Below are 13078 nucleotides of genomic sequence, written 5' to 3'. Positions count from 1 at the left end.
CGACTTCTGCTGAAGGGAAGACATGTTGGTTGCATGGCGGCAGTTGCTTCTCAGGCAAAGACGGGTTGGGGAGGCGGAGCCGTGCGGAGTTGTTCGGCGAAAGCCGCCAGCCATTCCTCCACTTGCACAATGAGGGTGTCGGGTGTGGACGTGCCGGCGGTGACTCCCACAGTGTCCGCTCCGCTGAACCATTCCGCCCGTAAGTCGTCGGCGCTTTGCACGTGGTGAACCCGCGTACAAAATTGGCCGCAGGTCGCCACAAGTTCCCGCGTGTTGTTGCTGTGCGCGCCGCCGATGACGATGACGACGTCCGATTGCTGGGCGAGTTCGACGGCGGCGTGCTGGCGCTGCTTGGTCGGCTGGCAGACGGTGTCAATAAAACGGACTTCGGAATTCGGGAAACGCTGGCGGATCAAACCGACCAAATAGCGCACTCGCTCGACGGGTTGGGTAGTCTGAGCGGCCACGCCGAACCGAGGACGCTCCGCAAGTCGCAGCACATCCTCTTCGCTCAACACCACGTCGAACTCCGTATGGTCTTCCGTCAGTCCGCGGACTTCCACATGGTCACGTTTGCCGATGATGACTGGATGAAACCCTTGGCTCACGAGCTTCGCCACCGCGCGATGCGCAAAGGTAACGAGCGGACACGTGGCTTCCAGCACGGTCAAACCGCGTTCGCGCACGGCGCGCAGCCGCTGTTCGGAAGCGCCATGCGCGGTAATCATCACTGTCGGTGTGGTGATAGCGGCGACCTGGTGTTCGATCTTCACTCCTTGATTGCGAAGTTGATTGAGGACGGTTTCATTATGCACCAGCTCGCCCAGAATGGTCAGCGGCTCCTCTTTCGCTTGTTGCCGGGCCAGCGCGATGGCATCACGCACGCCAAAGCACATGCCCAGATGTTCAGCTCGAATGATTTTCATTGTGCGGTGGTAGCGCAGGTTTCCAAACCTGCCGTATCGCCGACTTCCAAGTCGGCAGGGCTTCGAACGCCGCGAGGCTCACAGGTTGGGAAACCCGCGACACAGCAGACTTGGAAGTCTGCGCCAGGTTCGTCTGTCTTCGGTGTATTCACTTTGCAATACAAAGTTAAAGACCATGCAGGTTCAGGTTCGTTCAAAAGATTTTTCACTTAGGTCGGGTTTGTTGGACGATCTGCTCCAGCAGGTTGATGTAGGCGCTGAAGGCCTTCTTGCCGGCGGCGGTCAGGGCGCAGGTCGTCAGCGGCCGGTTGTTCTGGTACGATTTGGCCAGGGAAACGTAGCCGGCCTCCTGCAGCGTGCGCATGTGCGAAGTCAGATTGCCGTCGGTCATTTCGAGCGTGTCGCGCAGTTCGGTGAACGACAATTCCGGCGACGCGGCGAGCATGGACATGATGGCCAGCCGCCCTTTCTCGTGAATCACGCGATCGAGCTGAAGAAATGGTTCTGGGTTCACGTTTCATTCCTGCGCTGCTCGGTGAAATAAAGATAGATGCCATAGGCCAGATGGAGCACGCCGAAGAAAAAACCCATCACCCCATGGGCGTAAGAAGGTCGCGGCGCCCAATCCGGAATCCCCAGCGCAAATAACCCACAACCGCCAATAATAAAAGCCCAGCCGAAGATTCTTATCCCTCGTGGCATGAAGAACCCCGCAGCATGCAAAGCGCAACCGTAAAGCACAACCCAGCCGAGCGGCAGCCAAAGCATGCCCATGACGTTGGCAATCGCTGCGTCTGCAGTGCCGACGTGAATCAGCAGAACGGCGCCCGTGATGAAGCCAGCAGCCAAGGCCGGCAGCATCGCTTGTGTCACCCGCCGCGTGGGTGGCGACCAGAAGGGTTCTGCATCTTTCAGCGCCTGCCGACGCACCAGAAACAGCGAACCAGCAACTGCGATCAGTCCCACGCCGATCCAGTAACCAATGAACGCACGCGGTGCGCCGATTTGAAAAATCCAACCGCTGACTGCGGCCAAAGTGCCCACCGTGCCGGCAAACGTCATGATCGGTGCGAGCGCGCGGCGATACAGCGCGGAGCGCTCCATCAACGTACGGATGGTTTGAAGATGTTCGGCGGCCCAATTCGATTCCATGCCGTCACTTTGCGCTGCAAAGTTAGAATGTCAAGTGTGCATTTTGCTCGAAATCAATTCGAACCCCAGGCTTCTACCTGTCGTCAGTTCGGAGGAGAATCGGGCGGCCGGGAAGCAAGCTGAAGCTTGAACTCCAACTTAGTCCGACTCGGAGACTGGCTCGTAAGGTTCGACCAGCACCTTGCCCAAGACGTTGCGGGATCGCAAATGGGCATAGGCCTCGGCGGTTTCCGTCAAAGGATATACACTGTCAATAACCGGCTTCAGTTTTCCCGCCGCCGCCCATTCGAGGGTGGCCACCAGATCGGCGCGGTCGCGACTGTAACTGCCGATGAGCCGGTGCTGCTTCACAAAGAACGACCAAACATTCAGAGGCACTTCGCTGCCGGCAGTTGCGCCACAAGTCACGACGGTGCCGCCACGCGCCAGACAATCGAAAACTTTTAGCAATACTTCGCCACCGACATGCTCGACCACGAGATCCACGCCCCGTTTACCAGTGAGCTTGCGAACCTCCGCCGGCCAATCCGGATTGGTGGAATCGACGACGAACTCCGCGCCGAGCTGCCGGCCCAACATGCGTTTGGTTTCCGTTGAGCCGGTGCTGATGACGTGCGCTCCAAGATGTTTGGCGATTTGAATGGCGGCAGAACCAACGCCACTCGCCGCACCGATCACGAGTACCCAATCGCCTCCCTTCACTTTGGCGCGATTGGTCAACATGCGCATCGCCGTGCTGCCCGCCAACGTGAGCGCCGCCGAAGTTTCAAACTCCACATTATCCGGCAGTCGAACGAGCTGACGCTTATGCACGAGCACCATTTCGGCAAAACCGCCGTCGCGCTGTACGCCGAGCGTCTGGCTGTTCAGGCACATCGCTTCGTCTCCGCGCTGACAGAACTCACACTGTCCGCAGAAGAGGTTTGACTGAACAGCCACGCGGTCGCCGATTTGCCACGGGGTTGCGTCCGCGCCCACGGAGGTGATCTTTCCCGCAATCTCACATCCGGTCGTGCGCGGCAATTGCAACGGGATCGGCAAAGCGCCTGCCTCCGCCCACAGGTCGAGCCGGTTCAAACCACACGCCTGCACCTGAACGACGACCTCACCGGCAGCAGGCTGTGGATCAGGCAACTCGCGGAGTTCGAATTTTCCGGGCTTGCCATGAGCGACGAGTTGAACGGCCTTCATGGCTTCATTCAATCGCCGCAGCGGAAATGTGACAAGAAAGTTATCCGGGAATGGCCCGAATCAGCCCGAGTGAGTTGGAGTTCAAGCTTCAGCTTGCTCCGGTCTCGCTCTGGCTTTTTCACAACCCGACAAGCTAAAGCTTGAACTCCAACCACTGCCGCGCCGACCGGGTCAGGGCCTCAACACCCGGTAGAACTTGCGATTGAACCCGGCGGTGTTCGTGTCGGAAAGGAACAAGGTCCAATTGGTCGCGGTGAACAGAGGCAGCGAATCCCAGAAGAGCAGGTTGCTGGAGGTCTGGAGTTGATATTGGCGGCCCGGATCGGCGGTGAGAGCGAAACGAAATTCCCCATTCGATCCGAGCGCCAACGAAAACAACTCCGGCGTCAACTGCGGCGCGGCATAAAACCGCAGGTCCTGGACGGCGTTGGTTTCCAAAATCATTTTCATGATGCGATTGGTCGGGGTGAAGGGGAACAGTTGCTGCCAGTTGAAAAGATTGCTCGACGCGATGACGGCGTAATCGCGTCCCGGCACGCCTTTGAAAGTCGCGGAGACGAGGCCGTTGCTGTATTGGATCAGGTTGAGGCCGTACTTCAACTCCACGACGATGACGGTGAAACTCGACGTGCTGCTCAGGCTCGGAGTGCCGTTGTCCGTGGCGAGGAGAGAAAACAAGTTCGTGCTCGGCACCTGGGAGAGCAGCGGCGTCCAGGTCAACACCCGACTCGCGTTATCGAGGACGGCGTTGGTCGGCGTGCCGGACAGCATCGAAAGCGTGACCACGTCCGCCGGAATGTCCGCGTCACTCACCGCGGCGGTGATGGAAAGTGAATCGCCTTCAAAAATCACCGCGTCGGGTATTGGCTCAATTACCGGTGGGGTGTTCGTGTCGAGGACGACGACAGTGAACGTGCGCGAGTCCAAGTACGGCGGCGCGCCGTGATCATTCACGGTGATGGTGATGACATTGGTCGTGCCGCCCTGCGTTTCAGACGGCGTCCACGAGAAGAAGCCGCCGGAAATTCCCGCGCCTGCCGGCGCGTTGGTATTCAACGTGTACTCGAGCGGATTGGCCGGGATGTCCGCATCCGTCGCGCGCGCATCGATGACCAGCGTCTCGTTCTCCGTCACGAAATAAGCGGCCGCCAGCGCCGGCAACACCGGCGGTGAGTTCACTTCATTGACCGTCACGTTGAACGAGCGCGTGGCGAGGAGCGACGGAATTCCGTTGTCGGTCGCGTGGACGGAAACCGGATAAACGCCCGGCCCGTGCGCTTCGCTGGTTTCCCAATGCAACGCGCCGGAGACCGGATTGATCGTCATACCCGGGGGCGCGCCGGGCGCGACACTGAACGTGACCGCGTTGCCCTCGTTGTCGGTCGCGCTGACGGTAAGATCAACAGTCTGGCCTTCATTGATCGTGACGTCGCTGATGGGACTTATCACCGGTGCCGTGTTGGCGGTGACAGTGGTTTGCGCGTCCGGCGCGCCGGGCACCGCCTCGCGATTGCCCGCGCCGTCCACGGCGACGCTGTAAAACGAATAATGATGTCCCGCCACGCCTGAATAGATTCCTGCGGTGACATGCGAGTTCTGCAACCACGGCGTAAACGGTCCACCGTCGTCCGAAACAAAAATGTCAAAGCTCGCCACGCCGCTGCCGCCTTCCTCATCTTGCCCCGACCAGCTAACCGCGAATTGGGTAGTGTTGAATTCGTTCAGCGGTGTCACGGCGCTCGTGGGTGGCGTGGTGTCAGGGCCGCCCGGAATGACGGCGTATTCCAGCGTGTAACTGCCGGTGCTGTTGTAGTCGAGCAGATGGAATTTGAACTCATCGATGGGCCGATGGCTGTTTTCAATGAACGTGCGGTCCGTGATCCACGCGTCGTCGTTGAGCGGCACCTCGCTGTTGTCCGGGCGGCGCACGCGCACCAGTTTGAACAGGCCGTTCGCGGGATCAGGCATTTCCAGGTACGCCCAGCCCGCCGGCATCGCGGCCGTCACGTGCACCAGCAGGTTGGAAACCGTCGGCGGGCCGTCGCTCGCTGGCCCGGTCGCCATGCTGACCGGCATGATGCTGCCATCGCTCAGATAAAGTGTGTCCGGCAAATTCCCGCCGTTCGCGACGTCGTTGACGAGAAAGTCGGGCAAACCGTCGTCGAACGCGCCCGTGGCTCTCACGACGTGATTCATTTCGTGAATTTCGACGCTATCGACCAGCGACAGTTTCGGATCACCGAGACTGTCCACGTGCGTGAAGCTGGCGGAGTAATCAATGAACTGGCCTTGCAGTGAAGATTGAAACAGCCATTGCGCGAGGCCGATTTTCCCCGGCGCGATGTCGCCAAAATTCGCGGTGAGCGACGGCTGGGCCGCGTTGCTACCAACCTGCGTCGCGATGATCTTGAAGTCGATCAACAGCCCTTTTTCGTTCTCCACGATGGTTGGTTGGCTGGAGGAAATCGTCACGTTCTTCGCCGCGCCCTTGCCGACGTTCTGGATGAGCACGCCCAGCGAGTACGGCTCGGCGGGTTCAATCAACGGCGTGAACGGATCATCGCTGAAGACATCGCGTTGATGGAAATATTTGATCTTAAGCCTGGCGTCGGGGAAGACGGTGATAGGCACGGGCAGCAGCGGCACCATGATCTGCCGGCCATCTTGCGTGTAAGTCAGCAGACCGCCGACGGAATATTGCGTTGGACCTTCCGGCGCGGCGTCGGAATTCGGAATCAGAATCCACGAGGCGATGCCCGTGGCCTCCGACGGAACAACACCCGTGCCGTCCACCGCATTCAGACCGGTGAGCCGGGGCGGTTCGAGACCGAATTTGTCGTTGGCGATGTTGCCCGCCACGTCGAGCACATTCACCTGCACGGCGATGTTGGAGAGGCTCAAGGCAGGATCATTGTTCACCAGTTCGAGCGTGGCGTTGAAGGCGCTGCGAGTCATCACCAGGTCCTGATCGAGATGCAGACGGACGCGGGCGCAAATGTCGGCACTGGCGACCGAGGGACGATTGGCATCGGCGGCGGTTGGCGACTCAGCACCAGACTTCGAATGTTTCCCAGATTTGGGATGTGTTTCGCGCCGGGCATGTCTCTGAGGATGGCCGGCGTGACTCTGCGCCTTGAGTTTGTCTGCGTGCTGTTTCAACACGGGCAGGATTTGCTTTTCAAGTTCCTGCATCGCCTTGCGTTCCGGATAGTCGAGGAACTCCGACCGGGCCGCGCCGGGACAATACGGCTGGATGATGTAATTCTTTTCCGCGGCAAAGAGATTGTATTGTTGGCCCAGGAGGTTCACGAGCGCCGTGTAGTAAAGTCCTTCCGAACAGACTTGCGAAGTCAACGTGCCGTGACTGTAAGTAAACGTGAGGGTGGCGCCGCCCTGCACGCTGCCGTTGACGCTGACCGGGGTGGTTTCGCCGGATTGATTGCCGCCCTGAATGGTCGCGGAAAGGTCGCCGGTAACGCCGCCAAAGAAACTCAGCCCCACGCTGGCCGACACCGTCACTTCCGGACCGGAATCCAGACAGCCGGTGGTCAGTGTCCCGGACAGCGAAAGGCTGCCGGTCACCTGAACGCCGACCTTGACGCCGCCATGCAAGGAGGCCGAGGCCGGGGGTTGGCTGTCGAGCGTGATGGTGAGCGAAGCCTCCTGCTCGAAGAGCGGGCCGACGCCGATTTCCAACGTCGCGCTCGCTGATGCAAATCCTTCGTACCCTTGATTCCCCTGGGAGCAACATGTTTGCAGTCCGCCGGCGGCCTTGATCTTCACAGTGGGATCGACCAGCCCGCCGGCTTGCGCCTTGATCGCGTTTTCGATGATCGGTTTCAAGAACTGAAAAAACGTGGAGAGATCCACGGAGAAGACTGGTTCAGCCTCGAAATTCGTCCCGCACGGCGCGCAACTCACCGGCGCGACGATGTTCACCTGACCGACGGAGTAGGCGCCGCCACCGCCACCGGGCGGAGGCGGGGCGGGTTTGATTTCCTGATAACTCGGCGGCAGCGGTTGTGAGGGCACCGAGTCGTAAGTGACCGGCGAACCGCCGGAACTGACCGAGCAATCACCGGCATTAATTGCCGTCACCGATGCGCTGTACTGATTGGTCTGTTTTCCGCAAACCAGCGACCAACCGACCCCACCGCCGAATGTGCAAGGCGAACCCGAACCGGGTCTGTTGGCGGCGCCGGCCGGACGACTGGCGGATAAATTCCGGATCAACAACGGCACGGTCAACGTGCTTTGGGCCGCGATGGTGCCCAGATTCTCGGTCAACGGCTTGATTTCGTAATCGGGATGCGAACCGAAATGCAGCGTCGCGCCATTGGCCGCGATGAGTCCGTGGTTGGAGATTTTCAAATCCACCTGCATCGTATCGCCCTGGAGGTCGGCCAGATCAATCAACGACGGCTCGACGGTGATCACCGGGATGGGCACGACCGTCTCGAACACCGTTTCGATCTGGATGCGCGTGCGATCCTGAATCTCTGTCGGCACCACGGTCCAAAAATACTGCACCGTCTGGCGCGAAAGAAACGCCTGCAGCGTGTTCGTCAACCCGCCGGACACCAGCATGGTCTGATGAAACGGAGTGTGTTTGTCCGCGCTCACCTCCACGATGTAATATGCCTCCTGCAAGTCGGGCAATGTCCATTGGCCGTTCGTGTCGGTGATGCCGTTGGTGATGACTTGCGTCGTGACCGCATCCCGCAAGGTCACGGCGGCGCCGGAAATCTTCGGCGCGCCGGCTCCGTAAAAAGTCAATTCATCCACCGCCTCGACGTTTAGAATTCCCTTCGCGCTGGAGATCGCCACAAACGAAAACGAAACAGGCGTCTGCGTGTCGTCGCCGGACACCAGCAGGATGCCCTGTTGTTGGCCCAGCGGAAAATCAACCGCGGGCGCCAGTTGCAACGTCACCCGATTCGTTTCACCGGGCGCAAGCGACGGCAGCGGTTGTGGCGAAGCCACGCTCATCCACGGCACGTCCGGCAAATGCACCTGCACCGGCCCGCTCGTCTTGCCGCCTTCATTGACCACATCGAAAGCAATCAGCGTCTGCGCGCCGCGCAACATCCCGGCGGAAAGTTGCCCCGGATAAACGACCAGGCGCGCCTGCAAAGCCCGCACGTTCAGGTTCACCGGCAAATCGGCCACCACGCCGCCCGCGCCGGTGACACGGATCAAAAACGTCCCGACAAGTCCGCCATCCGTGAGCGATTGAATCGTGTAGCTCAACGGAATCGAAGCCGAGCCGGGCAGCGCATTGCTCACGTCGATCGTCGCCGACAGGCTGGGCGGCAGCCCGATCGCACTGGCGCTCAACCCCGTGATGGGCATGTCGCTCAGGTTCACCACGGCGACCTGATTGGAAACCGTGCTCAACGCCGCCATCGTCACCGACGGATTCGGCGGCTCGAACCGCATCCCCAACAAAGTGAAACTGTCCTGCGGGCTGGTGTTGGTGACGCCCGGATTCGCGGCACTGAGATCATAATGTCCTGCCTCTCCCGGCAACGGATGGAAGACAGTCGAGAATTGTCCGCTGGCATCGGTGGTCACCGCGAGTGTTCGACGCGTGGAGCGGACATCTACGTAAATGTTCACCGGCACGTTTGTAGCCGGACCGCCGAGCGCACTGGTTGCCGAGCCGGTCAACGGCACATCCGTTCCCGTCGGCGCAGTCGTGACGGCGGTTGCGACCACGGCCGTGTAAGCCGCGGTGACTTGAATCGGCACCGCGGTGATGCTCGTGTTGTTGTTCTCTGAGCCTTCCGTGATCAACCCCGTGCTGTCGGCGGTCACAATCACCCAATACGTTCCCGGCGCGGATGGAAGTGTGAACGGAATGGTCCGATTCGTTTGTCCGCCTGCCGCGAGCGTCCCGGTGAATCCAAACGTGCCGATGAGCGTGTCGTTGCCGAGGTAAGGATCGCTGGAAAGCAGCACCTGTTGAATCGAAGTGCCATTCATGGCGGCGACGCCCGAGTTTGCCAGCGTGTAAGTCAGTTGCGCCACGCTGCCGTTGTAGCCATTGGTCGGCAGCGTGATTTGAGAAATGATCAGGTCCGGCAGATCCGTGTCCGAAACCACCAGGCGCGCCGAACCGCTGGTGAAACCGCCCGCACTCGCCGTGATGTCCACGTTTTGATTTCCATCCGCGACGCCGTCGTTGACGCTCGCGATGTTCACCGTCACCGAACTCTGTCCGGCGGGAATTGTCGCCGAACTCTGCACCGTCGCCTCGGTTGTGTCGCTCGATGCAAGCGAGATCAACAGATCGGCGTTCGTCCCGGTGTTGCGGGAAATGGTCGCCGTCGTCGCCGGATTCAAGCCTTCGCGCACGACGGTTTGTGCCAGTGACACAGAAAGCGTCGGGCCGTCGTCGTCCGTCACCTGCAGGAGCGCTTGCGCCGCCGGGCCGAGCGGCTGGCCGTTGATGGCGTCCACCGCGCTCGCGGCAATGAGCGAGGTCTTCGTGCCGTCCACAATCGAATTGTTGACGGCGCCGACCGGAAAAGTGGTGGACGTTACGTTGGCGGGAATGGTCACCGACGCGGGCACGATGGCGGCGTTGAGGTTGCTGCTCGACAAGGCGATGACCATCGGCTGCGCGCTGGCGAAGGTGCGGGTGATTGTGCCGATGGTCGCCGCGCCGCCCGCGCCTTCGCTCACCGTCGTGCTGCCGAGTTGCAGCGACAACATGGGCGCGTCGTTGTCGAAAATGGTGAAGATCTGCGCGCTGTTGGTGAAGCCCGCGGCGCTGGCGGTGACGCTGACCGTTTGCGGCAACTCCAGAACGGGGTTGTCCACCGCGGTGATTGTGAACTGAACCGAAGCTTGATTGGCGGGAATCGTCACGGTTTGCGGCACGAGGAGACGGCTCGAACTGGACGGAATCAGCAACACCAGGAGGTCGTTGGTCGTGGTCGGCGCGCGTGAGACGGTCGCCAGTTGGCTGGCACTTTCCATCATCAGGTTCGTTTGCAGAGTCAGGGTCAACACCGGTTTGTCCACGTCGATGACGGTGAGGTTGGCCGAAGATTCAAAAATATTCGTGCCGCCGTTGGCGCGCAGCGTCACGACCTTGTCGCCGTCGGGAATCCCATCAGCCCGCGGATGGACATCGAACAGCACCACCGACTGGCCGGCCGGGATGGTGACGCTAGGAGGAAACTGAAGTTCGTTCGAAATGCTGGCGCTTAGGTTCACGACGAGGTTCGAATCCGTCACACCGTTGCGGGAAAGACTCGCGCGCACGAAGGCGTTCGTCGGGCTTTCGGGAAGGCTGTCCGCGCTCAAACTCAATTTCAACGCCGCGGGAATCGTAATGGTGTTCGTGGCGAAGGCGGCATTGTTGCCTTCGTCCTGCTCAAACACCAAGTTGTCCGAATCCGCCAGCACCGCCAGGTGCAGCGCGCCGGAAATGCCGGTCAGCGGGATGCTCACGGTTTGCGTCGCGGTAATGGACGCGTTCGGCGGGAGCGCGTTGGCGACACCGAATCCGCCCAGCAACAAATCGCCGCCAATCGTCAGGTCGGCCGAGAGCACAATCGAGTTGGAAAAATTTCCCGACACCGTGCCCGAGCCGGAGTTCGTCACCGTGCAGACAACGGAAATGACTTCGCCGGGAAAAGCAAAGTCAGGCCCGACCACGCTGCTGATCCGCAGGTCGGGCAACGGCGGATTGCTCAGGACGATGGCCGAACTGGCCACGGTGTTGTTCGTTTCGTTCGCCTCGATGAGCACGCCGGTTTGGTCTGCGACGGCGACGATAAAATAATTTCCCGGCAGGAGCGAAGTTGTCAGCGGCAGCGTCACAGCTTGAGTGCGGACGTAACTGTCGCCCGCGACCAGCGGTGAAACATCGGCCATGCTTCGCGTGAACAAAAGGATCGCGCCCCCGAGCGAACTTGAATTGGTTGTCAGGTAAAGTTTGTCCGACCAGACGGCGTTGGCAGCGGCATCCCCGGCGTTCTGAACATTCCAAGTGACGTTGATCGTCTGGCCGAACTGCGCGCTGGCGGGTGCGCCGACAGAGAGCGCCGCCAAATCTGGCGCAGTCACTTGAATGGGTGTGGCGCTGAACAATGTGTTGTTGGCTTCGTTGACCTCTGACACTTGATCCGCACTGTCGGCGTTAATCCCGAGGTATTGTTGACCCAGATCCGACGCCGGGAAGATCAGCGTTTGCGTGACGGTGACGGAAGCGTGGCCGGAGAGCACGCCGTTGAAGTTGACGACGGCGAGCGTTTGCGTGGGCGCGCCGGCAAGATTTGTCGCCAGTAGAAAGGCGTCGGCCCATCCGCCGAAAGCAATGCCGTCGCCCGCGTTGGTGAGAGTGAACACGATCGGCGTGGGTTGGCCGACCACGGCGCTGGCGGGAGCGGAGATGCCTGCAACCAGGAGGTCGCGATGGCCGTTGGTTTGGGAGGACAGCAGCGTGATCTCCGCTTCAATCGGCGTAGTGCCGTAAAAGTAACCGCCATAGACCGCGAAGTCCACCGTGTCACCGCCCACCACCGAAGCGCTCAACGAAAACGCGCCCGCGTCGCCCGCGTTCCACCACGGCTGGTTGTTGCGGCGCACGGCCACCTGCATGTAACCGCCGTCGCCGGGAAGAAAACGGCCGGCGACGTGTGCGTCGCCCGAGACCGGCGCCGTCCAACGGAGCACGCAAGGTTCAGTGCCGTTGCCCGGGTGCTGCGCAAGCCAGCCGGTGGGCACGCCGACAACCGGCCCGCCAAGATTGTGCCAGATGCCCGGAGTGCGATCGCCGCCCCAGCCGTACCAAATTGGATTGTTGCCGGGCAGCCCGAGATGATTGGTGAACAGGTTAAATTGGCTGAAGTCCGTCGGCATCCAACCGTAGCTCCAGACGCCGTTGGGATTGCCATTCGTGTCGCTGAAATCGCTGGTGGGGTTGAACTGCTGACCGACGCACAAGCCGGCGTTGTCCGCCGTCACAATGCCCGCAACTTCGCCGGCCGAAAGAGCGCGGTTGAAAATCTGGATTTCGTCCAGCAAACCGGTGTAGGCGACGCAATCGCCGGAAGTGCCGATGCGCAACGAGGCGTTGTTCGGCGCGCCGAGCGTGCTTTGGTTCGTCGCGCTCAAACTGCCATTGATGTACAGGCTGAAGTTTGTACCGTCGAAGGTCACGGCCAGATGCGTCCATTGATTCAAGGGCAGGTCTTCGCTGGTGCCAAAACCCGTCCCCGGCTCGCCGCCAAAACCGATGGGCGGCGCGAACAGTTGATAATTGATGTCGCTGCCGCAACTGACACGCTTGCCCAGCAGATGCCCTCCGCTCCCGCCGGTGCGATAGGCCCAGAGCGCGACGGTCATTGCCGAGGTTCGCGAAAAGCTGAGGCTGGCGTCATTCGGCACGTCCACGAAACTGGTGCCGCTGAAATTGAAGGCCTGTCCAACCTTGCCGGGGGCGAACGTGACGCCGTTGACGAGGTTGCCGTGATTCGTGCTGACGTGGTCGAGCGCGTTGCTTTCCGCGCGCCACCAGGAAACGAGTCCGGGCGGGGGTTGAACGCACGTGGACGCCGATGCGCTTGAAACAATTGTTGCTAGGAGTAAAAATGTAAAGGCGTGGCGCAGCTTCATAGAGTTGGATCGCGGAAGGCATAGCAGGATGGTTCGGGAAGTCAATCTGGCTTTTAAGAGGAGCTGACACGCTTGAGTTGGAGTTCAAGCTTCAGCTTGTTCTGGTGCCGGGGCTGGATTTGGCGCAACCCCGACAAGCTAAAGCTTGAACTCCAACCGCCGACGCTTCGCCGAGAGAA

Annotated in this window: 5 protein-coding genes; all 5 read right to left on the bottom strand. The window is 60.5% G+C overall.

The window, feature by feature from the left end:
* Window positions 1-50 precede the first annotated feature (50 nt).
* Entirely contained in the window at window positions 51-926 is an 876-nt protein-coding gene (ispH, locus tag HY298_12525) for a 4-hydroxy-3-methylbut-2-enyl diphosphate reductase (GenBank protein MBI3851084.1), read from the bottom strand.
* 205 nt (window positions 927-1131) lie between these two features.
* Window positions 1132-1377 (bottom strand): transcriptional regulator, encoded by a 246-nt coding sequence (locus tag HY298_12520; protein MBI3851083.1) that lies wholly within the window; start codon window positions 1375-1377, stop codon window positions 1132-1134.
* Between the two features lie 59 nt (window positions 1378-1436).
* The gene (locus HY298_12515) at window positions 1437-2078 is read right to left on the bottom strand and encodes a hypothetical protein (GenBank protein MBI3851082.1); all 642 of its coding nucleotides are present in this window, start codon (window positions 2076-2078) and stop codon (window positions 1437-1439) included.
* Between the two features lie 138 nt (window positions 2079-2216).
* On the bottom strand, window positions 2217-3269 hold the full coding sequence (locus HY298_12510; GenBank protein ID MBI3851081.1) for a zinc-binding dehydrogenase: 1053 nt from the start codon (window positions 3267-3269) through the stop codon (window positions 2217-2219).
* Window positions 3270-3440: 171 nt separating this feature from the next.
* Entirely contained in the window at window positions 3441-12899 is a 9459-nt protein-coding gene (locus tag HY298_12505) for a hypothetical protein (protein ID MBI3851080.1), read from the bottom strand.
* Window positions 12900-13078: the final 179 nt, after the last annotated feature.

It is taken from the genome of Verrucomicrobiota bacterium (genome assembly GCA_016200005.1).
Lineage (GTDB): Bacteria > Verrucomicrobiota > Verrucomicrobiia > Limisphaerales > PALSA-1396 > PALSA-1396.
This window is presented reverse-complemented; position numbering and strand designations above follow the sequence as displayed.